26 protein-coding genes are annotated in these 23929 nt (G+C 76.0%); 12 read left to right on the forward strand and 14 right to left on the reverse strand.

The genetic code is table 11. From position 1 onward, the window contains the following. Positions 1-42: 42 nt before the first annotated feature. Complete coding sequence (locus tag WHI96_RS12680; RefSeq protein ID WP_345648852.1) at positions 43-747, forward strand: hypothetical protein; 705 nt, start codon at positions 43-45, stop codon at positions 745-747. A gap of 45 nt (positions 748-792) precedes the next feature. On the opposite strand, the gene WHI96_RS12685 is transcribed toward WHI96_RS12680, so the two are convergent. After that, on the reverse strand, positions 793-1365 hold the full coding sequence (locus tag WHI96_RS12685; RefSeq protein ID WP_345648849.1) for a TetR/AcrR family transcriptional regulator: 573 nt from the start codon (positions 1363-1365) through the stop codon (positions 793-795). A 99-nt stretch (positions 1366-1464) separates the two neighbouring features. Between WHI96_RS12685 and WHI96_RS12690 the strand changes: the two genes are divergently transcribed. After that, positions 1465-2943, forward strand: a complete 1479-nt coding sequence (locus WHI96_RS12690) for a cytochrome P450 (protein ID WP_345648846.1) — start codon at positions 1465-1467, stop codon at positions 2941-2943. A gap of 32 nt (positions 2944-2975) precedes the next feature. Here WHI96_RS12690 and WHI96_RS12695 read toward each other — a convergent pair whose 3' ends face one another. Then, positions 2976-3173 (reverse strand): hypothetical protein, encoded by a 198-nt coding sequence (locus tag WHI96_RS12695; RefSeq protein WP_345648843.1) that lies wholly within the window; start codon positions 3171-3173, stop codon positions 2976-2978. 71 nt (positions 3174-3244) lie between these two features. Between WHI96_RS12695 and WHI96_RS12700 the strand changes: the two genes are divergently transcribed. Continuing rightward, positions 3245-4651, forward strand: a complete 1407-nt coding sequence (locus WHI96_RS12700) for a xylulokinase (RefSeq protein WP_345648840.1) — start codon at positions 3245-3247, stop codon at positions 4649-4651. Further along, the gene (locus WHI96_RS12705) at positions 4648-5415 is read left to right on the forward strand and encodes an IclR family transcriptional regulator (protein ID WP_345648838.1); all 768 of its coding nucleotides are present in this window, start codon (positions 4648-4650) and stop codon (positions 5413-5415) included. The genes WHI96_RS12700 and WHI96_RS12705 overlap by 4 nt, the downstream gene beginning before the upstream one ends. A 13-nt stretch (positions 5416-5428) precedes the next feature. Here WHI96_RS12705 and WHI96_RS12710 read toward each other — a convergent pair whose 3' ends face one another. Then, a complete protein-coding gene (locus WHI96_RS12710; RefSeq protein WP_345648835.1) occupies positions 5429-5695 on the reverse strand; it encodes a DinB family protein in 267 nt (88 codons plus the stop codon). Positions 5696-5728: 33 nt separating this feature from the next. Next, positions 5729-5995, reverse strand: coding sequence for a maleylpyruvate isomerase N-terminal domain-containing protein (locus tag WHI96_RS12715; RefSeq protein ID WP_345648833.1), 267 nt, complete (start codon positions 5993-5995; stop codon positions 5729-5731). 82 nt (positions 5996-6077) lie between these two features. Between WHI96_RS12715 and WHI96_RS12720 the strand changes: the two genes are divergently transcribed. Next, positions 6078-6812, forward strand: coding sequence for a DUF6597 domain-containing transcriptional factor (locus WHI96_RS12720; RefSeq protein ID WP_345648830.1), 735 nt, complete (start codon positions 6078-6080; stop codon positions 6810-6812). Here WHI96_RS12720 and WHI96_RS12725 read toward each other — a convergent pair. The 4 genes from WHI96_RS12725 to WHI96_RS12740 form a co-directional block, all read right to left on the reverse strand. Continuing rightward, a complete protein-coding gene (locus WHI96_RS12725) occupies positions 6806-7756 on the reverse strand; it encodes a hydroxymethylglutaryl-CoA lyase-like TIM-barrel protein (RefSeq protein ID WP_345648827.1) in 951 nt (316 codons plus the stop codon). The genes WHI96_RS12720 and WHI96_RS12725 overlap by 7 nt on opposite strands. Next, on the reverse strand, positions 7753-8970 hold the full coding sequence (locus WHI96_RS12730; protein ID WP_345648824.1) for a CaiB/BaiF CoA transferase family protein: 1218 nt from the start codon (positions 8968-8970) through the stop codon (positions 7753-7755). The genes WHI96_RS12725 and WHI96_RS12730 overlap by 4 nt, the downstream gene beginning before the upstream one ends. A gap of 8 nt (positions 8971-8978) precedes the next feature. Then, positions 8979-10463 carry a GntP family permease gene (locus WHI96_RS12735; protein WP_345648821.1) on the reverse strand — a complete coding sequence of 495 codons (1485 nt, stop codon included), beginning with the start codon at positions 10461-10463 and terminating at the stop codon, positions 8979-8981. Between the two features lie 217 nt (positions 10464-10680). Beyond that, a complete protein-coding gene (locus WHI96_RS12740) occupies positions 10681-10842 on the reverse strand; it encodes a hypothetical protein (RefSeq protein WP_345648818.1) in 162 nt (53 codons plus the stop codon). Positions 10843-10868: 26 nt separating this feature from the next. Between WHI96_RS12740 and WHI96_RS12745 the strand changes: the two genes are divergently transcribed. Next, positions 10869-11831 (forward strand): pseudouridine synthase, encoded by a 963-nt coding sequence (locus WHI96_RS12745; protein ID WP_345648816.1) that lies wholly within the window; start codon positions 10869-10871, stop codon positions 11829-11831. Here the strand turns inward: WHI96_RS12745 and WHI96_RS12750 are convergent, their stop codons facing one another. The 3 genes from WHI96_RS12750 to WHI96_RS12760 form a co-directional block, all read right to left on the reverse strand. After that, entirely contained in the window at positions 11832-13517 is a 1686-nt protein-coding gene (locus WHI96_RS12750) for an ATP-binding protein (RefSeq protein WP_345648813.1), read from the reverse strand. It lies immediately after the preceding gene. Positions 13518-13749: 232 nt separating this feature from the next. Continuing rightward, positions 13750-14370 (reverse strand): L-threonylcarbamoyladenylate synthase, encoded by a 621-nt coding sequence (locus WHI96_RS12755; RefSeq protein WP_226357604.1) that lies wholly within the window; start codon positions 14368-14370, stop codon positions 13750-13752. A 209-nt stretch (positions 14371-14579) separates the two neighbouring features. Continuing rightward, on the reverse strand, positions 14580-15299 hold the full coding sequence (locus tag WHI96_RS12760) for a hypothetical protein (protein WP_345648806.1): 720 nt from the start codon (positions 15297-15299) through the stop codon (positions 14580-14582). A 110-nt stretch (positions 15300-15409) separates the two neighbouring features. Between WHI96_RS12760 and WHI96_RS12765 the strand changes: the two genes are divergently transcribed. The 6 genes from WHI96_RS12765 (at position 15410) to ppk2 (ending at position 21376) form a co-directional block, all read left to right on the forward strand. Then, complete coding sequence (locus tag WHI96_RS12765; protein ID WP_345648803.1) at positions 15410-17308, forward strand: histidine kinase; 1899 nt, start codon at positions 15410-15412, stop codon at positions 17306-17308. Next, positions 17296-17931 carry a response regulator gene (locus WHI96_RS12770; RefSeq protein WP_345648800.1) on the forward strand — a complete coding sequence of 212 codons (636 nt, stop codon included), beginning with the start codon at positions 17296-17298 and terminating at the stop codon, positions 17929-17931. The genes WHI96_RS12765 and WHI96_RS12770 overlap by 13 nt, the downstream gene beginning before the upstream one ends. Before the next feature lie 17 nt (positions 17932-17948). Further along, positions 17949-18431 carry a cupin domain-containing protein gene (locus WHI96_RS12775; RefSeq protein WP_345648798.1) on the forward strand — a complete coding sequence of 161 codons (483 nt, stop codon included), beginning with the start codon at positions 17949-17951 and terminating at the stop codon, positions 18429-18431. Positions 18432-18613: 182 nt separating this feature from the next. Then, a complete protein-coding gene (locus WHI96_RS12780; RefSeq protein ID WP_345648795.1) occupies positions 18614-19516 on the forward strand; it encodes an ABC transporter substrate-binding protein in 903 nt (300 codons plus the stop codon). Continuing rightward, on the forward strand, positions 19513-20346 hold the full coding sequence (locus WHI96_RS12785; protein ID WP_345648792.1) for a siderophore-interacting protein: 834 nt from the start codon (positions 19513-19515) through the stop codon (positions 20344-20346). Before WHI96_RS12780 ends, WHI96_RS12785 begins: the two co-directional genes overlap by 4 nt. Positions 20347-20407: 61 nt before the next feature. After that, positions 20408-21376, forward strand: coding sequence for a polyphosphate kinase 2 (gene ppk2, locus WHI96_RS12790; RefSeq protein WP_345648789.1), 969 nt, complete (start codon positions 20408-20410; stop codon positions 21374-21376). A 16-nt stretch (positions 21377-21392) separates the two neighbouring features. On the opposite strand, the gene WHI96_RS12795 is transcribed toward ppk2, so the two are convergent. The 3 genes from WHI96_RS12795 to WHI96_RS12805 form a co-directional block, all read right to left on the reverse strand. Further along, positions 21393-22439, reverse strand: a complete 1047-nt coding sequence (locus WHI96_RS12795; RefSeq protein WP_345648786.1) for a class I SAM-dependent methyltransferase — start codon at positions 22437-22439, stop codon at positions 21393-21395. 87 nt (positions 22440-22526) lie between these two features. Then, the gene (locus WHI96_RS12800) at positions 22527-22757 is read right to left on the reverse strand and encodes a DUF397 domain-containing protein (RefSeq protein WP_226357609.1); all 231 of its coding nucleotides are present in this window, start codon (positions 22755-22757) and stop codon (positions 22527-22529) included. 217 nt (positions 22758-22974) lie between these two features. Then, positions 22975-23868, reverse strand: a complete 894-nt coding sequence (locus WHI96_RS12805) for a Sco1979 family transcriptional regulator (RefSeq protein ID WP_345648782.1) — start codon at positions 23866-23868, stop codon at positions 22975-22977. Positions 23869-23929 lie beyond the last annotated feature (61 nt).

Raw genomic sequence — 23929 nt, forward strand, 5'->3', positions numbered from 1 at the left:
CCGGAACGCCCACCGCCCCGACCCGCCGACTCGGAGGACCCCATGGACCACCCCGGCCCGACGGACGCCCCCGTCACCGGACGCACGGACACCACGCCGCCCCCGACCCCGGCCCGCGGTGCACCAGCGCCCCCGACGCCGCGGGCCGCCCTCGTCGCGCTGGTGGTCGCCGGCCTGTCGTTCGCGCTGCTGCCGCCGCTGTTCCCGCACGACTCCGCGCTCCCCGGCGTGGCGGGAGCCGCGGCGACCGCCACGACCGCCTGGACGGTGTCGCACCTGTTCGGGATGATCGCGTTGATCACCCTGCCGCTGGGGGTGTACGGGATCCGCCCGGCGCTCGGTCGCGGGGGCGGCGTCGCCGCTGCCCTCGTCGCCGCCGGGGCCGGCCTGGCCCTGCCGTACTACGGCGGCGAGACCTTCGGGGCCGCGGCCGTCGCCGAACTGGTCGTACGCACCGGCGACGCCGGTCTCGTCGACGGCATCGCGGCGATCCGCTGGGGCCTGCTGCCGGCCGCCTTCCTGACCGGCGGGATGCTCCTGCTGGCGATCGGCGGGGTCCTCCTGGCGCGTTCCGTGCGCCGGGGCGGGGCGACGCCGGGGTGGGCCGGTGTACCGCTGGCCACGGGACTCGTGTTGTTCGTGCCGCAGTTCTTCGCCCCGCCCGGGGTGCGCATCGCGCACGGCCTCCTGCTCCTGGCCGGGTGCATCCTGCTCGCCCGGGCCGCGCGCGGGCGGTCGACGGGCTGATCCGGCACCACGGCCCCGGGCCCGGCCGGGTCACCACGCCCGTGCTCACTCCCCGAGCAACCGCAGCACGACGGTCGCGATGTCGGTGGCCGAGCGCTGCGTGGGGCCGGGCGGCTGGACGAGGTGGCTCACGGTCAGCCGGGCGGCGGTCTCGGCCGCCAGCCGGACGACCTCGTCCCCGGCTCCGGGGCGTACCCGGCGCAGGTAGCCCGCCGCCCGCGCCGCCGCGGCCGCGATGATCGGGCCGGAGTCGGTGCCGAACGCGGACGGGACCGCCGCGTCGCCGCTGAGCAGGGCCGTGATCAGCGGATTCTCCCCCGCCTCGGTGAGGGCGGCGTCGGCCGCGGCGACCCAGGCCGCGTACAGGTCGGACTCGCCGTCGAGGGCGGCCTCGATCCGGTCGAGGAACCGGTCGGTGGCGCGCAGCACGAGCGCGGCGGCGAGGCCGTCACGGCCGCCGAACTCGCTGTAGAGGGTCTGCCTGCTGACCCCGACCCGGCGGGCGAGCTCGGGCATCGACGGTCGTTCCCCCGCGACCGCGAGGTGCTCGGCGACGTCGAGGACCTCGCCGCGCAGCTCGTCGCGGGCCCGCCGCGCCATCGTCCGCCGATCGCTCACGGCCGACATCATGACACGACCCGTCCATCACCTGGACAGTTCTGCGGCATATGTCTAACTTCGGCGGGGACACCGACGTCGACGCCCGAGGAGCAGGCCGTGAAGCTGGTGCAGCAGGCGCGTGAGCGCTGGTCCTCCGTCCTGACCCTGCCCGCGCCCGACCGGCTCGACGACGCGCTGCTGGCCACCGGCGTCCGGGGCCGCCGCCCCGCGCCGTTCGGCCCGGCACCGCACGGCCTGGCCGAGGTCCCCGGCGACGACGGCATGCCGCTGCTCGGCCACGCGCCGGCCTACGTCCGGTTCGGGCACCGCTTCACCCGCGCCCGCACCGAGGCGCTCGGCCCGGTGTGGTGGATGCGGTCCCCGGCCGGCCGGGCGATCGTCGTGACCGGCCCGGCCGCGACCCGGGAGGTGCTCACCAACCGGGACAAGGCGTTCTCGCAGGAGGGCTGGCGCGCGACGGTCGACGCGTTCTTCCACCGCGGCCTGATGCTGCTCGACTTCGACGAGCACCGCGCGCACCGGCGGATCATGCAGGAGGCGTTCACCGCCGACCGCATCGCCGGCTACGTCGCCGCGACGACCCCGGTCGTGCGCGAGGTGCTGCCGACCTGGCCGGAGCGGCTGCGGCTCCACCCGGCGCTCAAGCGGCTCACCCTGGACGTGGCGCAGGCGGTGTTCATGGACGCCCGCTCCGGGGCCGCCGGGAGCAGCGCAGGCGGAACGAGCACGCACACCGCCGAGGCGGTGAACCGGGCGTTCGTCGACTGCGTCCGGGCCGCGAACTCCTTCGTCCGCAAGGACCTGCCCGGCACCCGGTGGAGGCGCGGGCTGCGCGGGCGGATGATGCTGGAGGACTGGTTCCGGGGGAACCTGGCGGCCAAGCGCGCGGGCGAGGGCACCGACCTGTTCTCCGCGCTGTGCCACGCCCGCACCGACGACGGCGAGACGTTCTCCGACGACGACGTCGTCAACCACATGATCTTCCTGATGATGGCCGCGCACGACACGTCGACCACCACCACGGCGTCGGCGGCGCACCACCTCGCGCGCAACCCGGTCTGGCAGGAGCGCTGCCGCGCCGAGTCCGACGCGCTCGCCGAGCGGATCGGGGACCGCGCCCCGACCGTGGCCGAGCTGCGTGAGCTGACCTCGCTGGACCTGGTGATCCGGGAGGCCCTGCGGCTCGACGCGCCGGTACCGCTGGTCATGCGGACGGCGGTGAAGGACACCGCGGTGGCCGGGCACCACGTGCCGGCGGCGACGCGGGTCGTCGTGGCGCAGGCGGTGAACCACTACGACCGGTCCTGCTGGACCGACCCGGAGCGCTTCGACCCCGAGAGGTTCGGCCCGGACCGGCGCGAGGACCGCTCCGACCGCGACGCGTGGATCCCGTTCGGCGGCGGCGTGCACAAGTGCATCGGGCTGCACTTCGGGACCCTCGAGGTCACCGCGATCCTGCACGAGATGCTGCGCCGCTACCGGTGGGGCGTCGAGCCGTCCTACCGGCTGCGCTGGGACAACACCTCGCTGCCGGTGCCGGTCGGCGGCATCCCGGTGCGGCTCACCCCGCGCTGACCACTCGGCCGCCGTCGGTCGACGCGCTCATCTCACGACGGCCCGGAGCCCCCCGCGTTCCACTCGCGGTCCTTGCGGTCCTCGGACTCGGTGCGCTCCTTGGCGATCTCCAGCGCACGGGCCGCGGTGGCCCTGTCCGGGTACGGGCCGAGCCGGTCGGCCGACCGGCAGCCGTCGGCGGTCTCCACGGTGCCGTGCTTGAGGCAGTAGAACCATTGCTCGTCGCTCATGGGACCACCCTGGCACCGATCCACCCCGCCTGTCTCCCGCCGCGCCGGTCCGGCGATGGCAGGCTGGGGGCATGGCACTGGTGCTCGGGGTGGACTCCTCCACCCAGTCCTGCAAGGTCGTCGTCCGCGACGCCGACACCGGCGAGCTCGTCCGCTCCGGGCGCGCCGCGCACCCGGACGGCACGGAGATCGCACCCCGGCTCTGGTGGGAGGCGCTGCAGGCCGCGATCGACGATGCGGGCGGCCTCGACGGCGTCGCGGCGCTGTCGGTCGCGGGCCAGCAGCACGGCATGGTCTGCCTCGACGAGCGCGGCGAGGTCGTGCGCGACGCGCTGCTGTGGAACGACACCCGCTCGGCCGCCGCCGCCCGTGAGCTCGTCGAGGAGTTCGGCGCGCAGCGGTGGGCGGAGACGACCGGCGTCGTCCCGGTCGCCTCGATCACCCTGGCCAAGCTGCGCTGGCTCGCCGGGCACGAACCCGACCACGCCGCCCGCACCGCGGCGGTGTGCCTGCCGCACGACTGGCTGACCTGGCGGCTCCGCGGTGGCGGGGTCCCCGGCGGCGCGGGTCTCGACGAGCTGGTCACCGACCGGTCCGACGCCTCGGGCACCGGCTGGTTCGACGGCGTCGACTACCGCCCCGAGCTGCTGGGACGCTTCTTCGGGTCGACGCCGGCGCTGCCGCGGCTGCTCGGCCCGGCCGAGTCCGTCGACGGGCCGGGCGGGATGCGGGTCGGCGCCGGGGCGGGCGACAACGCGGCCGCCGGGCTGGGTGTCGACGCCGGCGACGACGTCGTCGTCTCGCTGGGCACCTCCGGCACGGTGTTCGCCCGCTCGGAGCGTCGAGCCCAGGACCCCTCCGGGATCGTCGCCGGGTTCTCCGACGCCACCGGCGCCTACCTGCCGCTGGTGTGCACGCTCAACGCCTCCCGGGTGCTGGATGCGACCCGGCGGCTGCTCGGCGTGGACCACGACGAGCTGGGCCGCCTCGCGCTGGCCGCCGAGCCGGGCGCGGGCGGCCTGGTCGTGGTGCCCTACCTGGAGGGCGAGCGGACCCCGAACCTGCCCGACGCCACCGGCGCACTGCACGGCTGGACGCTGGCGTCGGGGACCCGGGAGAACCTGGCCCGGGCCGCGGTCGAGGGCATGCTGTCCGCGCAGCGGGTCGGGCTGGAGGCGCTGCGCGAGCAGGGTGTCACCGTGTCCGGGGTGACCCTGGTCGGCGGGGCGGCCCGCTCCGAGGCGGTCTGCCGGATCGCCGCGCAGGTCTTCGAGGTGCCGGTGCGGGTGCCCGAGCCCGGCGAGTACGTGGCCGACGGCGCCGCCCGCCAGGCCGCGTGGGCGCTGCACGGCGGCGCGACGCCGCCGTCGTGGAGCGCCGGTGCCGAACCGGCACGCTACGAGGCCGACCCGGCACCGGCGGCCTGGGAGCGCTACCGCGAGGCGGCGGGGGCCTTCCTGGACCGGGTCGCGGGATGACCAGCGAGGGCCCGAAGCGGCTCCTGGTCCTCGGCAAGATCACCGACATCCTGGACGCCTTCACCCTGCAGCGCCCCGTGCTCGGGCTGGGCGAGATCCAGCAGGCGACCGGCATCCCGACCTCGACGGTGCAGCGGCTGGTGTCCAACATGGTCGCCGAGGGGCTGCTGGACCGGGTCGGGGACCGGGTCCGGATCGGGATCCGGATGGCCTACTGGGCCGGGGCCGCGGCCCGCGGGGTGGACCTGCTGGAGCTGGCCGGGCCGCTGCTGCGCGAGCTGCGCGACACCACCGGGGAGACCGCGTCGCTGTTCCGGGCCGAGGGCAGGCACCGGGTGTGCGTCGCCGTCGCCGAGACGCGGCACGCACTGCGCCGGGAGATGCACGTCGGCAAGGTCATCCCGCTGCACACCGGCTCGGCGGGCCGGGTCCTGCTCGCCTGGGCGCCCGAGCTGGCCGCGGAGGTGCTGGCCGGCCCGCTGCCGTCGCTGACCGAGTACACCGTGACCGACCCGGAGACGCTGCGCGCGCTGCTGGACGACACCCGCCGCGACGGGTTCGCGATCACCGTCGCCGAGCGCGACGACGGCGGCTCCGGACTGTCCGTGCCGGTGTTCGACCACGCCGGGGAGGTGACCGCGGCGCTCACGGTCAGCGGACCGACCATCCGGTTCGGCCGCTCGGAGTGCGAGAAGTGCGTGGACCTGCTGGTCGGGGCCGCGGAGCGACTGACCCGCACCCTCGGCGGGCGCCCGCCGGGCTGACCCGGCGGCCGGCTCAGCGACCGCAGCCGGGGTCCCGGCCGGTCAGCGCCACGATGCGCTCGATCGGCGTCGCCCCGGGGCCCGGTTCGACGGCGGGCGCGAACACACCCATGCCCCGCCCCTGCTCCGCCATGGCCGACACCGCGGTGAGCGTGGCGTCGAGGACCTCCGCGGGCCACTGCGGATCGATTCCCACCGCACGGCCGAGGTCCCATCCGTGCACCACGAGCTCACCCAGCACCATCCCGCCGATGACGGCGGCCGGGACCTGTTCGCCCATGGTCACCGTGCCGTCCCAGGCCGCCGGTTCCGACTACACGACCACCAGGTCCTCCCGGGCGGCGTGGAGCCGGACGGGCCAGTCCCCGGTGACCGGAGCGGTCGGTTCGGGTCCGTCGGCCGGTCCGTGCCCGGAGCGCCGCCCCACCTCGGCGAGCACAGGGGTCCAGTACAGGAGGTGGCCGAGCAGGTCCTGCAGGTCCCACTCCGAGCACGGCGTGGGACGGGTCAGCGGGAGCCGGGCCGCGGCCGCGACGAGCGGGACGTGTGCGGCCGCGGCGGCGGCGATGTGACGGTGCATGACGGCGACGCTAGGGCCCGGGCGCGCCCGGGGTCTTGGACGAACGCGACGGTTCCGCCGGATCCCGGCATACTCGCCCACCGTGGACGAGGACCCCCGCCGCCTCCCGCCGGCCCGGGCCCGTCACCAGCGGGTGCGCACCGTGCTCCCACCGGCCGACCTGGCGGGCTTCGTCGAGCGGTTCTGGATCGTCGACTGGCACTACGACCGGCCCTACCGGCAGAAGGTCGTCCCCTACCCGCAGGTGCACCTGACCGTTCAGCCGGGGGCCGCCGCGATGCTGGCCGGGCCGGCGACCCGGTACGTCCACCGCGAGTTGACCGGGACCGGCCGGGTGGTCGGGGCGGCATTGCGGGCGGGCACGGCCCGGGCGCTGGTCGGCGCACCCGTCTCGACCGTCACCGACCGCCGATGCCCGGTCGCCGGAGTCGTCACCGCGGACGTGAACGGGCTGACCGACCACCTGCGCGCGAGGCTCCCCGCCGACGGGCCGGACCGGGCCGCGGCACAGGCACGGGACCTCGTGGCCACCGTGGCCGGGGACCGGTCGCTGGTCCGGGTCGACGATCTGGCCCGCGACACCGCGACCAGCGTCCGTTCGCTGCAACGGCTGTTCCACGACCACGTCGGGGTCGGTCCGAAGTGGGTCATCCGCCGCTACCGGCTGCACGAGGTGACCGAGCTGATGGCGGCGGGCGTGCCGGTCCGGTGGGCCGAGGTCGCCGCCGACCTCGGCTACGCCGACCAGGCCCACCTGAGCCGGGATTTCACCAGGATGTTCGGCGAGCCCCCGACGTCCTACGCGCGGCGCTACTGACCGTCGTCCGTGCGGTCCCGGCGCGGCCCCGCCGTCCACGGGAAGGCCTGGGCGTTCGAGCGGACCCCGCGGGCGGTCGCCGAGCGCATCGGCTCCCCCAGCTCGGCGAGCAGGTCCTCCGACCACGTCACGAGGTCGGCCAGCACCGCGGGGGTCAGCCAGTCCGGGCGCAGCGCGAACAGCAGGTCCTCGCCGGCGGTGTTGCCGCTGGCGCCGGGCGCGAACGGACAGCCGCCCAGCCCGCCCAGCGCGCCGTCGAGGACGGTCGCACCGTTCTGCACCGCGGCGAGCGCGTTCGCGACGCCCTGGCCCCAGGTGTCGTGGCCGTGGAAGACGACGCGACGGCCGTCGGCGACCGCGGCGACGCGCCCGACCAGCGATCCGACCTCGGCCGGGTTCGCCTGCCCGAGGGTGTCGCAGACGACGACGTCGCAGGAGCCGGCGGTGCGCGGGTCGGCGACGATCTCGACCACCCGGTCCGGGTCGACGGGCCCGTCGAACGGGCAGGTGAACGCCGTCGCGAGGCACAGCTGGATGCGTCCGCCCGCGGCGCGCGCGTACTCGACGGCCTGCGGCATCGCGTCGAGGGAGACGGCGGTGTCACGGCCGATGTTGGCGTTGTTGTGCGCATCGGACACCGAGAAGCAGTACTGGACGTTGCGGGCCCCGGCGGCCACCGCCTTCTGCACGTGCCGCGGCGTCGCCACCCACACCCAGCAGCGCTCCAGCTCGTCGGGCGTCAGCGCGGCGACGACGTCGAGGGTGTCGGCCAGCGGCGGTACCAGGTCGCCGCGGGCCAGCGACCCGATCTCCAGCTCCGGCACGCCCGCGCCGAGCAGCGCGCGGACCAGCCCGACCTTGCGGTCGGTGGGCAGCGGCGTGCCGGTGAGCTGCAGCCCGTCGCGCAGCGTGACGTCCCGCAGGACGACCCCGTCGGTGCTCATGCGTCCTCCCCCGATGCGGCCCGGACCGTGTCCGGGGTGTACCCGAGCAGCCCGCCGAGTACGTCGGCGGTGTCGGCGCCCAGGTCCGGCCCGACCGAGCGGACCGGGACCGAACGGCCGTCGAGCACCGGAACGATGCCGGGGAACCCGACCCGGGCGGGCTCGTCGCCGCCGGTGTCGACGTCGAAGTACTGGACCATGTCGCGGGCGCGGAACTGCTCGTCGGCGACGATGTCGGCGGCGGAGTGGATCGGCCCGGCCGGGACCCCCGCCTCCTCGAGCTCCGCGAGGACCTCGTCGCGGGGCAGCGAGCGGGTCCAGGTCTCGATGGCGCCGTCGAGCTCGTCGCGGCGCACCCAGCGGCCGGCGTTCGCGGCCAGCTCCGGGTCCGACCCGAGGTCGGGGCGGCCGATGACGGTCATGAACCGGCCGTAGATGGAGTCACCGTTGCCGGCGATGACGACGCTGCCCCCGTCCGCGCAGACGTAGGCGTTGGACGGGGCGATGCCCTCCATCCGCCCGCCGACGCGGCGCCGCTCGACGCCGTAGGCGAGGTGGTCGGGGACCAGCGACTCCATCATCGAGAACACGGCCTCGTTGAGCGCGACGTCCAGCGAGCGCCGCGACAGCGGGGGCCGGGTCTCCGACGCCCCGCGCTGGTAGAGGCCCATCACCGCGGAGAACGCGCCGTAGAGCCCGGCGATCGAGTCCCCGATCGACACCCCGGTCCGCGACGGCGGCCGGTCGGCCTCCCCGACCAGCGCGCGCAGCCCGCCCATCGCCTCGGCGACGGCGGCGAACCCCGGCCGCGACGACAGCGGCCCGGTCTGCCCGAACGCCGAGATCCGCACGAGCACCACGTCGGGGTTGACGGCGTCGAGCTCGGCCGGGCCCAGCCCCCACTTCTCCAGCGTGCCGGGCCGGAAGTTCTCCAGCACCACGTCGGAGCGGGCGGCCAGGTCCAGCACGGCCTGCTTCCCCGCCGCGGCGCGCATGTCGAGGGTGATGGAGCGCTTGTTGCGGTTCAGCGTCCGGTACAGCATCGAGGTGTCCCCGGCGTAGAGCCGCCAGTTGCGGATCTCGTCGCCGGTACCGGGGCGCTCGACCTTGATCACCTCGGCGCCGAAGTCGGCGAGCAGGCGTCCGGCGGTGGGGGCGGCGATGTAGTTGCCGAGCTCGAGCACCCGGACACCGGACAGCGGAAGTTGCGACACGACTCTCCCTAGACGACGAGCGACAGCGGCAGGATCACCAGGATCGCGACGACGGAGGCGATGGAGACCCCGACCGAGCAGGTCTTGAGCGTCCCGCGCACGGACTGCCCGAGCAGCGACTGCAGCAGCCAGAACGTGTTCGAGGTGACGTGGACGGCGAACAGCGCCCCGGCGCCGGCGGCCAGCGCGATCAGGACCGGGGCCAGGCCGATCACCGGGGCGACCGGGGCGAGCACCCCGGCCGCGGTGATCGCCGAGATCGTCACCGACCCGATCGCGACGTGCAGCACGGCGGCGATCAGCCACACCATGAGCAGCGGGGCGGCGGTACTCGCGGAGAAGAAGCGGCCGAGGATCTCGCCGAGGCCCGCCTCGGAGATCGTGGTGGCGAGCGAGCCGCCGACGCCGGTGAGGATCAGGATCTGCCCGCTCTCGCGGAACCCGTCGGACACCGCGGACTCGACCGTGCCGCGCCCGTGGGCGACGCCGACGACGGCGGTGGTCCCGATCAGCGCGAGCAGCAGCGCGATCACCGGCTCGCCCAGGAACGCGACGACGGGGTGGGTGATCCCGGCGGCGTCGAGGACGGCGCCCGCGGCGATGAGCAGCAGGCCCGCCAGCAGCGGTCCGAACAGCAGGGCCAGCGGCAGCTCGCGACGCGCGGTGCCCGACACCGCGGTGCCGACGCCGGCCGGGACCGCGCCACCGCTGTGCCCGGCGCCGTCCTCCGCGTCCGTGCCCCCGCCGTCCGGGGAACCGGTGGGCCGTCCCGCGGCGCTCCCGGCGCCGGGCGCGGCGGTGTCCGGCGAGCGGGCCTCCGCGCCGGCGGGCACGGCCGCGGCGACCGGTTCCTGCTCGTCGCGGGCCGGGTCCCACCAGCCTCGGCGCAGCAGCACGGACATGATCGCGGTCGCGATGAGCACCGTCGGCACCACGACGACCAGGCCCAGGATCAGCATCTGGCCCAGCGGCACTCCGAGCACACCGGCGAGCGCGACCGCGCCGACACCGGGGACCATGAACACGATCCCGCACTCCAGGCCGATCGCGAGCGCGGTCGCCATCCGCGGCAGCCCCTGCTCCCCGATGCGCGGGGCGATCCGGCGGGCCAGCGGCGCGGAGATGACCAGCAGCACGTCGACGAAGATCGACTGGAGTGCGGTGGAGACGGTGACGGCGGTGGCGTAGGGCATCCCGCGCGGGCCGCACGCCGTCAGCAGCGCCGAGACCAGCCGTTCGATGGCGCCCGCGTGGTGCAGCATCGCGCCGGTCAGGACTCCGAAGGCGATGAGCAGCCCGACGTCGGCCAGGATGTCGCCGAACCCGCCGGTGACCGCGTCGACCGTCCCCGTCACCCCGAGGCCGGCGGTCAGGCCCAGGTAGACGGCGCCGATCACGAGGGAGATCACCGGGTTGAGCCGGAACCTCACGATCAGCACGACGACGGCGAGCACGGCGACGGCCGTGTTCACCACGATGACGGTGTCCGACACGATGGTCCCCCTGGGCATCGACGACGATGTCGAACCCACATCATGAACACAGCCCCACCATGCGGGCAAGTCCGCAGATCAGGCCGCGGCCGGCGCCCCGCCGGACCCGATCAGCGCGACCCCGGCGAGGACCGGGCCCACCCCGTGGACGCCGCCGAGCACCGCCACCGACAGCGCCGGCAGCAGCGCGTCGGCAGCAGCGCGTCGGCGCTGGTCGTCACTCCGGGCACGCCGAGGCAGACCACCCCGGCCGGCGTCGACAGCCCGCCCGCGCGCCCGCGACCGGCGAGGCGCGCAGCATCACGACGGTGTCCGGGCCGGGCATCAGCACCAGCCCGACGACGATCGACAGATGGGCACCGTGGGACGACCAGCTCACGAGGGGCCGTCGTAGGCTGCTGCCCCGTGAGATCCCGCCGGCGCCGCACGTCCCGGGAGGCGTCCCCGCTCCCGACGGTCGACGGCCTCGCGCCGGCCCGCGTCCGCACCCCGGCGACCGGCGGGTGGGCGACCATGCGCGACCACCTCGTCGACCGGTTCCCGCACGTCGCGGAGCGGATCGACGCGCGGCTGGCCGCCGGGGAGATCGTGACCGCGACCGGCCCGGTCACCCCGGCCACGCCGTACGCGCCGTCCACGACGCTGTGGCTCTACCGCGACGAGCCCGACGAGGTACCGGTGCCGTTCGGGCTGCCGGTGCTGCACGCCGACGACGACGTGGTCGTCGTCGACAAGCCGCACCTGCTCGCGACGATCCCGCGGGGCAGCCACGTCCGCCAGACCGTGCTGGTTCGGCTGCGCCACGAGCTCGGGCTGCCCGCGCTCAGCCCGGCGCACCGGCTCGACCGCGCCACCGCGGGGGTCCTGCTGCTGGTGGTGCGACCCGAGCTGCGCGGCGCCTACCAGACGTTGTTCGCCCGCGGCCGGGTCACGAAGACCTACGAGGCGCTCGCCCGGTTCGACCCGGACCTGGAGCTGCCGCGCACCGAGGTGTCACGGATCGTGAAGCGCCCGGGGGTGTTCGCCGCCGTCACCGAGGACGGCGAGCCGAACGCCGAGACCCGCGTCGAGCTCGCCGGGGTGCGGGGCGACCTGGCCCGCTACCTGCTGACCCCGCGCACCGGGCGGACCCACCAGCTGCGGGTGCACCTGAACGGGCTGGGCGTGCCGATCCTCGGCGACGACGTCTACCCCGAGCTGCACCGGCGGGCACCGGAGGACTTCACCCGCCCGCTGCAGCTGCTCTCGCGCGCCCTGGAGTTCGACGACCCGGTGACCGGGGCGCGGCGGCGCTTCGTCAGCGGCCGCACCCTGCAGGCGTGGGACGACCCGGACGGCTGGGCCGCCGGGACACCGCACGAGTGGTGATCAGCCGACGCTGCGGTCGTCGCCGTCGTCGAGGTGGTGGCCGTTGCGGTGCCCGCCGGGCACCGGCGCGCCGTTGACTGCGCCGTTCAGCGCACCGCCGGCCGGTCCGTGCGGACCGTGGTCCTCCGCGGCGCGGTGGCGGCCCTCGCGCAGACCCCGCTGGTAGCTGGCCAGCCGGTTGCGTACGCGGTCGGGCTGACGCTCCCGCGACCCGGTCGGCGCGACACCGTTCGGGGTGTCCCGCCACGACGGCGGCACCATCGCCTGCCCGGGCAGGCGCTGCGGCAGGCCCTGCGCGGTGGTCGGCAGGTCGACGACCCGGTCGGCCCGGATCCGGGCGGCGTCGAACTCGGCGTCGCCCGCGGTCCGCCAGTCGTGGTTCTGCGTGACCGGGAGCGCCGTCGTCCCGGTCGACCCCGGCTCACGGAACCAGGCCGACGCGACGGAGGCGAAGATCGGTGTGTCGTCCGCGTCGTCCACGGGCACCGGCACCTCCGAGTCGAACGGTCCGAACAGCTCCGCCGGCGGGGTCGTCCCCGCCGCGCCGGTGACGGGCAGCGCCTCGGTGGCCGGGGGGTCCTCCGGCGCGGGCGGCGGTGGCGGGGCGCCGTTGCGGGCCGGCCCCGCGGTCGGCGACGGCGACCCGTACGGCGGGCGCACGCCCGGGCCGGGGGCGCCGGAACCGGCGAAGGGGGCCGCGGCCGCGATCCCGCCGGCCGGGCGGGGGGCACGGCGGGGCAGCCCGGCGGGTGCCACGGGCTCGTCCCGTTCGGGGGTGACCGGCGGCCAGCTGCGCTCGGGCTCCGCCACCGGGGTCTCCCGGGGCGGCCACGGCACGTCCGTCGCAGCGGCGGGGGCGCCGTCCGGTGCCGGGCGGCGCAGCGACGCCGTCGTCCCGGTCCCGGCCTGCTCGACGGACTCGGCCGGCTGCGGCTCCGCGGCGGGCGCGGCGGCCTCGGAGCGGCCACCGCCGACGGCCGACGACGGCAGGTGGAGCACGGCGATCGGGGCGATCGCGGAGTTCCCGGCGGGGGCGCGGACGCCGAGCCGGGCCCCGATGGCGCGGGCCAGCCGCGCGGCCACGTGCAGGCCGATCTCCTGCGGGGCGACCGGGCCACCGGGTGTCGCCGAGCCCAGCGCGCGGTCCAGCTCCTCGACCGGGGTGCGGTGCCGCGGCGGCTGGGTCCCCTGGAGCTCGACGACGATCCCGCCGTCGGGACCCCAGCGGGTCAGCAGCTCGATGCGCTCCCCGGCCGGGGTGGCACCCGCGGCGTGGGCGAGCAGCTCGGCCAGGATCTGGCCCAGGACGGGCTCGGTGCTCGCGTCGACCGAGACGCTCGGGGTCGGCGGGACGACCGTACGCGAGGCCGCCTCGCTCGCGGACACGACGGTGTTGAGCGCCTGCCCGAGCGGGGTCGGCGGGGCGGCGAGCCGGGGCCCGCGGGGGGCGCCGGCGAGGACGAGGATGTGATCGCCGTCGCGGGCCCCGCGGCGGGCGGCCGCGGCCAGCTCGGCGAGGTCGGCCAGCGCACCCGGACGCAGCTCACCGGCACGCAACCGTTCGGTCAGCAGCTGCTGGCGCTCCGAACGGGCCCGCAGCCGGTGCGCGATCGCGGCCAGCACGGCGTCCCCGGCCGAGGCACCCGCCGGGCCGGACGGGTTGGGCGGCGGGTCGTCTCGCGCCACGCGATCGTCCTCCGAACCGTTCGGACGGCGCCCGGGTTCGGACGCCACGTCAGTACCCGCTCGGGTAGCGGGCGGGACGGTTGCGAAGCCTACTCGTCGGTCCGCCCAGCGCTCGCCCTGATGCGGTGGGCGGTGGATCGTGGACGGGCGGGCGGCGCGACCCCCGCCGGCGGGTCACCGGGGGTGCCGGACGGGCACGACGGGCGGCCGGGCGACCGCGCCGGAGGGGTCCTCACTCGAACCGCGACGGGTCCCCCGCACCGTGCCGCACGATCTCCGGCTCGTCGCCGGACAGGTCGACGACGGTGGTCGGCTCGGTGCCGCAGTCCCCGGAGTCGATGACCGCGTCGACCTGGTTCTCCAGCTCCTCCTTGATCTCCCAGCCCTGCGTCATCGGCTCGTCGTGCCCGGGCAGCAGCAGCGTCGAGGACAGCAGCGGCTCCCCCAGCTCGGCCAGCAGCGCCTGGGTGGTGGCGTGGTCGGGGATGCGTACGCCGACGGTCTTCTTCTTCGGGTGCAGCAGCTGCTTGGGCACCTCCTTCGTGGCCGGGAGGATGAAGGTGTAGCTGCCCGGGGTGGACGCCTTGACCGCGCGGAACACGGCGTTGGAGATCTGCACGAACTGCCCGAGCTGCGCGAACTCCGCGCAGACGAGGGTGAAGTGGTGCCGGTCGTCGAGCTTGCGGATCTGCCGGATCCGCTCCAGGCCGTCGCGGTTGCCCAGCGAGCAGCCCAGGGCGAAGCACGAGTCGGTCGGGTAGGCGATCAGGCCGCCGGACCGCACGAGGTCCACGACCTGTCCGATGCTGCGCGGCTGCGGGTTCTGCGGGTGCACGTCGAAGTACCGGGCCATCGCGCGAACGTACCGGCTCGGCGGCCCGCCCGGGGAGATCGACGACCGGGCGGTCCTCGCCGGGCCGGCGGCGGGGGGCGAGCCGCGATGGGGCTCAACCCGACCGGCCGGGACGGGCGCTCCGGAGGAGACCGCCCACGTGGTGGTCTCGCCGGTCGGCCCGCGGGCGAGCCGGATCAGCGGCACCAGCCCGGTGGACGACGGCCTGCTCACCCGCGGTGTGCGGCTGTAGGGCCGTACAGCACCCCGGCGAACGCCGCCGCGATCAGCAGCGACGCCAGCGGCGGGCCGACCAGCGGCACCCCGAGGAACAGCCCCGCCATCCGCACCACCGGGCTCGCGACCAGCGCCCACCCGGCCCAGACCGGGCCGCCGGAGCGCAGTACGGCCACGCCGAGCAGCAGCGTGCCGACCAGCGCGCCCAGCCCGAACACGACGTACAGCGCGACCGCGGTGGCGGGGGCGTGCTCGTCGGACGCCGTCGCGAGCAGCCCCGGGTCCGCGTCGGCGGCCAGCAGCGACAGCACGGTCAGGGTCTCGACCGACAGCACGACCGAGGCCAGGTACCCGGTACCCATCAGCCACCCGCCGGCCGCGGCGAGCACCGGGGCGCGCAGCCGGTGCACGACCGCCCAGACGCCGGGGACCAGGAGGAACACGGCGAGCAGCCCGGTGGCGGCGACCGCCTCGACCAGGCCCGCGTTCCCGGCGAACCAGGCGATCGCGTCCCGGGTCGACCCGGACTGCGGGTAGAGGCCGGAGAGCACGTTGCAGACGGTCAGCACCAGCGCCCCGGCGACCGCGGCGACGGCCCCGCCCGGAACCGGCGAGCCGGTGCGCACCGGTGCCGCGCGCTCGCCGGGGCGACGGTCGGGGCGGTGGTCGGGGCGGGCCGGGCCGCCCGTGCCGACGGTGTCCTCGGTGCTCATGGCGTCCTCCTGCGGTGACGGTGCGCCGGAACGCTAGGAGCGCCGCGGCGGCGCCCGCATCGGCGCGAACACCGATTCCCCCGGGGCGCCCGGTCCGGCACGATGACCCGGTGCGACGGGTGCGGGAGACGGTCGGGCGACGCCCGGGGTGGGCGGCGTGCGCCGCCCTCGGGACGCTCGCGTTCGTCCCGACCCTGCTGCTGCCCTGGCACGAGCCCGAGTTCCGGCTCGGCCCGGGCGTCGCCCCGGCGATGGCCGCGGCCGGTGTCGCGATCCTGCTCGCCGCCGCGTCCGTGCCCCGCGGACCGACCGGCGGGACCGCCCCGGTCACCGGCCTGCTCGGCGTCGCGGTGCTGGCCTACCCGTCGCTGCTGGCGCTGGCCGCGGCCGGGGCGGGCGGGCCGGTCGCCGGGGTGCTCGCCGGGGGCTGGCACGTCCTCGCGCTGACCCTGGTGACGCTGGCCCCGGTACTGGCGGGCGGCCGGGCCGTCGGGCGTCGGCACCGCCGCTGGGAGGCGGCCGTCCTCGGTGCGGCCGCCGCGTCCCTCGCGCTGGACCTCACCGTCCTGGCCGGCGGCGGCGCGACGTGGGCGGGCGTGGCGCTCGCGGTCTTCCTCGGCTCGTTCGCGGTCGCGCCGGTCGCAACCTGGACGGCGGTCGCCGGGACCGGCGGCGAGACCCGGCGCCGCGCGATCCTCGCCGCGCTGGCGTCCGTGGTCCCGGTGGCCGTCATCGCCTGGTGCACGACGCTCGGCGTGCTCGTCGCCGGGATCGGGGCCGGCGACGACGTGTCGGTGTCCGCGCTGATGCTCGGCTTCGCCGCCGGCACCCTGCTGTGTGCGCTCGCGACCCTGGCCACCCTCGCCCCGGCGGGCGCGGTCGTGCTCCGCACCCGGGTGGTGGTCCGGGCGCTGCACGCGCTGCTGGGCGTGCTGGTGCTCATCGCCGGGACCACGGTCGCACTGCTGCTGCCCGCCGACGTCGTCGCGCCGGGGTGGGCGCTGCTCGTGGGCGCGGTCGCGGCGGCCGCGCTGGCCTGGCCGTGGCTGCGGCTGCACGCCTGGCTCGGCCGGGTCGTGGACCCGTCGGCCGAGCTGCGCCACGAGCTGTCGCTGATCGGCGACGTCGCCGAGGGCGAGCACCGCCGGGCCGCGCTGCTCGTGCTGCGCCGGCTGGTCGAGGACCCGGAGCTGACCCTGCACCTGCGGGTCGACGCCGACACCTGGGCCGGCGCCGACGCGGCGGTGTCCCCGGCGCCGGGCGACGCCGTCGTCCTCGCCACCGGCGACGGCGCTCCCACGGTGCTCGCCCGGGCCTCCGGGCCGGACGCCGCCGCCCGGCTCGCCCCGCTCGGCGACTGCACCCCGCTGCTGCGCGCCGCGCTGCTGGAGGCGCGGGTGGTGCACGCGTCCGGCCGGGCCGCGGCCGCCGCCGAGCACGAGCGGCGCCGGATCGCCCAGGACCTGCACGACGGGCTGCAGGGCCGGCTGCTCGGCCTGGCGCTGAACCTGCAGCTCTCCGGCCAGGCCGTGGACGACCCGGCGGCCCGGCTGCTGCTGGAGGAGACCGTCGGGACGCTGCGCGCGGCGGTCGAGGAGGTCCGCGCACTCGGCGGCGGGCGGCAGCCCGAGCTGCTGGCCCGGGGCGGTCTGGCGCCCGCCCTCGAGTCGCTGTTCCGCGGGGTCCGGCCGGTCGTCGCGCTGGACGTCCCGGCCACCCGGCTCGCGACCGAGGTGGAGACGACGGCGTACCTCGTCGTCTCCGAGGCGGCGGCGAACGCGCTCAAGCACGCCGGGTCCGACGCCGTCGGGGTGCGGGTGCGGACCGGGCGCGGCTCGGTCGTGGTCACCGTGACCGACGACGGCCGGGGCGGCGCCGACCCACGCTCCGGCTCCGGGCTGCGCGGGCTCGCCGAGCGGGTCGCCGCGACCGGCGGCGTGCTGGTGGTCCGCGACGCCACCGGTGGGCCGGGCACGGTGGTCGAGGCGGTGCTGCCGTGCGGATCGTGATCGCCGAGGACCAGGTGCTGCTGCGCGACGGCCTGGTCCGGCTGCTGGAGTCGGCCGGGCACGTCGTCGTCGCGCGGGTCGGGGACGCCCGGGCCCTGGTCGAGCAGGTCAACGCACACCGCCCGGACCTGCTGCTCGCCGACGTCCGGATGCCGCCCACGCACACCGACGACGGCGCCCGCGCGGCCGCCTGCCTGCGGGAACGCTTCCCCCGCCTCGCCGTGCTGGTGCTCAGCCAGGCCGTCGAGCCGTCCCTGGTCGCGGGGCTGGCGAACGGGCGGGTCACCGCGTTCGGCTACCTGCTCAAGGACCGGGTCCTCGACACCGCCGCGTTCCTCGACGCGGTCGCGACGGTCGGCGCGGGCGGCACGGTGATCGACCCGACGGTGTTCGCCGGGCCCGCGCCCGGCGCCCCGGTCGCGCTCACCGGGCGCGAGGCCGAGGTGCTGGGCCGGGTGGCGGCGGGCCGGTCGAACGCCGGGATCGCCGCCGACCTGGTCATCTCCAAGCGGACGGTCGAGGCCCACCTGCGGGTGATCGTCGACAAGCTCGGGATCGACGCCGGTCCCGAGGACAACCAGCGGGTGCTGGCCGTGCTGACCTGGTTCGCCGGCCGGACCTGAGCGGAAGGAGCACCGCCGTGCGTCGTCACGTCGTCCGCCCCGGGGAGGGCCGTCCCGTCACCCCGGACATCGTGTGCACGGTGTCCGCCGACGACCTGCCCGGCCGCGGCGTCGGGATCATCGAGGGGACCCTCGCTCCGGGCGCGCTCATCCCGCCGCACACCCACGCCGGGGTCGACGAGGTGACCTACGTGCTGGCGGGCGAGGTCACCGCGGAGATCGGCGACGCCGTCGTGGTCGCCCCCACCGGCAGCTACCTGCTGAAACCGCGCGGGCTACCGCACGCGTTCTGGAACTCCGGGACGACGACGGCACGCGTCCTGGAGCTCCACCTGCCCGGCGGTTTCGAGCGGTACTACGCCCGGATGGCCGAGCTCGCGGCCGACGGGTCCGACGGCACGGACCGGTTCGCCCGGATGGGAGCGCTGAACCACGAGTTCGGCGTGGTCCACCACCCCGAGCGGATCGCGGCGCTGCGGGAACGCCACGGCCTGTCCTGACCGTGGGCCGGTCATGACGCGCCGGGAGGTGCACCCGGCCGGCGCGGACGGGCTGCTCGACCATCGCGCCGCATGGCGCCCCGGTGACGCGGTCGCGGCGACGGGATTCCCGTCGAACCGGACAGCCCATCCCGAACCGGTCTCGAGTTAGGGTAACCTCACCTGACCGAAGGAGATCGTCCGTGACGCCGCCCCGGGTGGCCCTCGCCGCCCTGCTCATCCTGATCCTCGCCGCGTGCTCCGCGCCCGGTGCGGGCCCCGGCGACGGCGGGGAGACCCGCACGGTCGCCACCGCACGCGGGGAGGTCACCGTCCCGGCCGCGCCGCAGCGGGTCGTCGTGCTGGAGCCGGTGCAGCTCGACACCACCGTCGCCCTCGACACCCCGCCGGTCGGGGCCGGGGTCCTGTCCGAGGGCGCCGGGGTGCCCGCCTACCTCGGCGACGCCGGCGCGCAGGTGACGGTCGTCGGGACCGTCGCCGAGCCCGACCTGGAACGGATCGCGGCCCAGCGGCCGGACCTGATCCTGGGCACCGAGTCCCGGCACGCCGCGCTGTACGACCGGCTGACCGCGATCGCGCCGACGGCGTTCATGGCCTCGCAGGCCGACCCGTGGCAGGACAACGTCCGCTTCGTCGGCCGGGCGCTCGGCCGCGAGGCCGACACCGAGCAGCTGCTCACCCGCTACCGGGACCGCTGCGCCGAGGTCGCGCGCACGCACGACACGGCCGGGCGGACCGCGCAGATGATCCGTCCCCGCGACGGTCTGCTCACCCTGTACGGGCCGACGTCGTTCGTGGGCAGCACGCTGGAGTGCGCGGGGTTCACCATCCCGGCCCGGGACTGGGAGAACTCGATCTCGGTGGACCTGTCCCCCGAGCTGGTCCAGCAGGCCCGCGCCGACGAGGTGTTCCTGACCGCGACCGACCCGGCGTCGCCGTCGGCGGTGCCGCCGGCCGTCCAGGCGGTGCGCGCGCAGGTCTTCCCGCGGCTGCACCCGGTCGACCAGTCGGTCTGGATCACCGGGGTCGGGCCGCTCGGCGGGCAGAAGGTGCTCGACGACATCGAGCGGACGCTGCGCCGGTGAGCCCCCTGTGGGGGTCGCCGAACGTGCTGTTCGCCGCCCGGGTGCTCGCCGTCGGCGTGCCCTCCCCCGGGTTCCGGCGGATCGTCCTGGGCGGTCCGGAGCTGTCGCGGTTCGCCCCGCACGGCCGGGACCAGCGGGTCAAGCTGCTGGTCCCGCCGGACGACGGCTACCCCGCCTCGCTCACCCCGGGCCTGCCGGAACGCGAGTGGCGGGCCCGGCTGCGGAGGCTGCCCGCCGACACCCGGCCGGTGCTGCGCAGCTACACCCCGGCCGCGGTCCGGCCGGGGCGCGGTGAGGTCGACCTCGACGTGTTCCGCCACTCCCGGCCGGGCCCGGCGAGCGTGTGGGCCGCGGCCGCCCGCCCCGGCGACGCCGTCCTGCTCTCCGGGCCGGACGTGCGGCGCGGCGATCCCGGCCACGGCGTGCAGTGGGACCCGGGCCCCGCCACCGAGGTGCTGATCACCGGCGACGAGACGGCGCTGCCCGCCGTGCGCGGCATCCTCGCCGCGCTCCCGCCGCACCACCGGGGCCGGGTGCTGGTCGAGGTCGGCGACCCGGCCGACGCCGTCGGGCTCACCTTCGTCCACCCGGGCGTGACGGTGGAGGTCTGCCGGCGGCCCGGGCGCCCGCTGCTCGACGCCGTCGCCGACTGGGCCGACGCCCACGGTGCCGCGGCCGCCCGCCTCGGCGAGCACTTCTACGCCTGGAACGCCACCGAGAGCACCCGGGTGGCGCGGGTGCGCGGGCTGCTGCAGGAGGCGGGCGTCGCCCCGGACCGGATCCACGCCCAGGGCTACTGGCACGACCGGCCCCGTCCCGCTGCCCGCTGATCACCCGGACGTCATCCGGGCGTGGCCCTGCGGCCATGACCGGCGCGCAGCGTTGCCACACGTGGACGAGACCCCGGTCGAGCCTCAGGCCGACGCCCCCGACACCCTGATCCCGCACCCCGCCGCGGCCGACCCCGGGCACTTCCGGGTCGACGACTCCGACGACGACGACCCGACCCTCGTCGACCCCGAGGGCAGCCCGGTCGACACCTGGCGCCAGGGCTACCCCTACGACGACCGCCTGTCGCGCCTGGAGTACGAGCGCCAGAAGCGGCTGCTGCAGATCGAGCTGCTGAAGCTGCAGAACTGGGTCAAGGAGACCGGCAACCGGATCGTCGTGCTGTTCGAGGGCCGCGACGCCGCGGGAAAGGGCGGGACGATCAAGCGGTTCACCGAGCACCTCAACCCCCGCGGCTGCCGGGTGGTGGCGCTGGAGAAGCCGACCGAGCGCGAGGCCGGCCAGTGGTACTTCCAGCGGTACGTGGCGCACCTGCCCTCGGCCGGGGAGATCGTGCTGTTCGACCGGTCCTGGTACAACCGGGCCGGCGTCGAGCGGGTCATGGGCTTCACCGACGCCCGCTCCTACATGGAGTTCCTGCGGGCCACCCCGGAGCTGGAGCGGATGCTCGTCCGGTCCGGGATCCACCTGGTCAAGCTGTGGTTCTCGGTGTCGCGCGACGAGCAGCGCACCCGCTTCCTGATCCGCCAGGTCGACCCGGTGCGCCAGTGGAAGCTGTCCCCGATGGACCTCGCCTCGCTGGACAAGTGGGAGGCCTACACCGAGGCCAAGGAGGCGATGTTCTTCTACACCGACACCAAGGACGCGCCCTGGACGGTGATCAAGAGCAACGACAAGAAGCGCGCGCGGCTCGAGGCGATGCGCCACGTCCTGGGCGTGTTCGACTACCCCGGCAAGGACACCGGGGTGGCCTCCCCGCCGGACCGGCTGATCGTCGGGCCCGCCGCGGAGATGTTCGAGCAGGACGAGGGCCCGAACCGCTTCCCGCCGCTGACCGACCGGCACCACTGACCCGCGGGGGCGCTGCTCAGACGGGCTCGGCCACCAGCGTCATGGTCAGCGAGTGGCCGACGCCCAGGCCGGGGCCCGCGGCCCGTTCGAGTCCGAGCAGGGTCCCGGCGAGCCGGGCGGCGTCGGCGTCGGCGAGCGGCCCCGCCCCCCGGTACGGCTCCAGGGCGCCGTTCCAGCGGTCGGCGAACCCGCGCAGCCAGGCCAGCGCCTCCTCCGGTGCGCCCCCGGTCGCAGGGGCGAAGCGCAGGTCGTCGGGGTCGACCCGGGACGGGTCGCGGACCAGGTCGTTCACCAGGGTCCGGAAGCGCGGCGCCGCCGGGTGGAAGGTGCCGGTGGCGGTGTGCCGTCCGACCAGGACCGACCGGTCGACGGCGGTGCGCGACACCAGCCGCGCTCCGCTGCCGGCCAGCGCGGCGTCGACGGTCGCGTCCAGCTCGGCGCGGCCGTAGAACGTCATCGGCTCGGAGATCGCCCCGCCGCCGCCGGCGAAGAAGCTCATCGCGTAGTCCCAGCGCTCGGTGTCCCAGCGGGGCTGCCACTCCACCGAGTACCGCCCGAGGACGTCGACGACGACCGCGGCGCGCCGCCCCCGGTCGGCGACGGCGGCCAGCACCGACCCCAGCGCGGCGACGAGCTCGTCGCGGGTGAGATGGGAGTACGGCACCCCGCAGGACAGGTAGAGGTCGAACGCGCCCTCGGGCAGCGCGTCGCGCACGTCGCCGAGCACGAACGACGCCGACGGCGAGCCGACGGTGTCCTGCGCGGTGGCGACCATCTCCGGGTCGACGTCGAGACCGACGTAGCGCAGCCGGTCCTCCGCGACGATCGGCGCGGTGTCCGGTGCCGGGCGGGTGAGGAGTGCGAACCCGTCGGCGGTGCCGGACCCGACGTCGAGCACGGCGACCGGGGCTCCCGGCCGCAGGTGCAGCGCGGCCAGTGCGCCCGCGATGACCCGTCGGGTGACCGGCTCCTCGGAGCCGACCTTGACGGGGTCCCGTCGCGACGGGGACAGGTAGTGGGCGCTCGCGCCGCGGTAGGACGGGGCCTGCTCGGAACGGCTCACCGTTCCTTCCTACACCGAGGAGATCACCGGCTCACCGCGGGCGGCCGGGGTCGGGCCGGCCACCCGCGGGAGGTCAGCGGGGACGACTCAGGCGAGGTCGTCCAGCTCGCCGTTCCTGATCGAGGTCAGGAAGGCGGCCATCTCGGTCGCCGGGAAGGCGAGCACGGTGCCGTGCGGGTCCCGCGAGTTGCGGACGGCCACGGTCCCACCGGTCACGACGGCGAGCTCGACGCAGTTGCCCTGGTAGCCGCTGCGCACACTCTTGCGCCACGCCAGCGAATCGATCGCCGCAGGGCCGCTCAGGTGCATCTGTTCCATGCGAATGCTCACCTCATCTGCACGTGCATTGTCCGTTGCGGAGAAGCTAGCAGCGGGCGCGCGGTTCGGTCGTGCAACACAGGACGGACGCGCCCGGCGGTCGTCCGGCCGCGCCCGACTGCGCCGCACGGGCCGTGGACGGTCGGCATCGGACGGTGTCCCCACGGCCGGCGGACACCGGTGCCGTTCGTCGCCCGGGAGCGACGTCGGCGCAGGCTCAGCGCTCGGCGCGCAGCTTGCTCAGGGCCTGCTTGGTCTGCTCGGGGCTGAACGCGTCCACGGTGAGCCGGTCCATCGACCGGCCGTAACGCTCGACGTCGGCCCGTTTGTCCAGGTAGGAGGACCCGGTCATCTCCTCGAGGTAGACCAGGTCGGGCAGCTCGGGCTCGGCGAAGCGCAGCATGGTGAAGGCGTGCTCGGCGCCGTAGCCGGACAGGTCCCAGGGCAGCAGCTGGACGACGACGTTCGGCAGCGACGAGAGCTCGACGAGGTGGTCGAGCTGGGCGCGGAAGACCGCCTCCCCGCCGACCGGCCGGTGCAGCACCGCCTCGTCGAGCACGGTCCAGAAGGTCGGGGCGTCCTTGCGGTGCAGCACGCGCTGGCGCCGCAGCCGCACCTCCAGGCGCTTCTCGACGTCGGCCCGCTCGGCGGACGGCAGGTCGGTGTGGCCGCCGCTGACGACCGCGCGGGCGTACTCCTCGGTCTGCAGCAGGCCGGGGACGAACAGCAGCTCGTAGGACGAGATCCGCGATGCCGAGGCCTCCAGTCCCACGAAGTCCTCGAACCAGCCGGGGACGACGTCGTTGTAGCGGGCCCACCACCCGCTGGAGTTGCTCTCCTCGGCCATCGACAGGACCTGGTCGCGCTCGGGGCCCCCGGCGACGCCGTACATCGTCAGCAGGTCGGCCACGTCGCGCTGCTTGAACCCGACCTTGCCGGACTCCAGCCTGCTCATCTTCGAGTCCGAGCCGCGGATCGCGTACGCCGCGTCGGCCCGGGAGATCCCCGCGCGCTCCCGCAGCCGGCGCAGGTGGGAGCCGAGGACGATGCGCCGCGCGGTCGGGCCGCGGTCGGCACCGGGCGGGGTGGGGCTGTTCGGGCTGGGGACCACCGGGACGGGCTCCTGCGGGTTGCGGGGACTGCCGATCGGGTGACCCAGCCTACACAACGGT

The sequence above is a fragment of the Pseudonocardia tropica genome, assembly GCF_040105315.1.
GTDB lineage: Bacteria > Actinomycetota > Actinomycetes > Mycobacteriales > Pseudonocardiaceae > Pseudonocardia > Pseudonocardia alni.

Bases quoted from the DNA above. Each gene is read 5' to 3' on its own strand.
- WHI96_RS12680 (WP_345648852.1), top strand. From the start codon at position 43: ATGGACCACCCCGGCCCGACGGACGCCCCCGTCACCGGACGCACGGAC.
- WHI96_RS12695 (WP_345648843.1), bottom strand. From the start codon at position 3,173: ATGAGCGACGAGCAATGGTTCTACTGCCTCAAGCACGGCACCGTGGAG.
- WHI96_RS12700 (WP_345648840.1), top strand. From the start codon at position 3,245: ATGGCACTGGTGCTCGGGGTGGACTCCTCCACCCAGTCCTGCAAGGTC.
- WHI96_RS12705 (WP_345648838.1), top strand. From the start codon at position 4,648: ATGACCAGCGAGGGCCCGAAGCGGCTCCTGGTCCTCGGCAAGATCACC.
- WHI96_RS12710 (WP_345648835.1), bottom strand. From the start codon at position 5,695: ATGGGCGAACAGGTCCCGGCCGCCGTCATCGGCGGGATGGTGCTGGGT.
- WHI96_RS12715 (WP_345648833.1), bottom strand. From the start codon at position 5,995: ATGCACCGTCACATCGCCGCCGCCGCGGCCGCACACGTCCCGCTCGTC.
- WHI96_RS12725 (WP_345648827.1), bottom strand. From the start codon at position 7,756: ATGAGCACCGACGGGGTCGTCCTGCGGGACGTCACGCTGCGCGACGGG.
- WHI96_RS12755 (WP_226357604.1), bottom strand. From the start codon at position 14,370: ATGGCCCGGTACTTCGACGTGCACCCGCAGAACCCGCAGCCGCGCAGC.
- WHI96_RS12760 (WP_345648806.1), bottom strand. From the start codon at position 15,299: ATGAGCACCGAGGACACCGTCGGCACGGGCGGCCCGGCCCGCCCCGAC.
- WHI96_RS12800 (WP_226357609.1), bottom strand. From the start codon at position 22,757: ATGGAACAGATGCACCTGAGCGGCCCTGCGGCGATCGATTCGCTGGCG.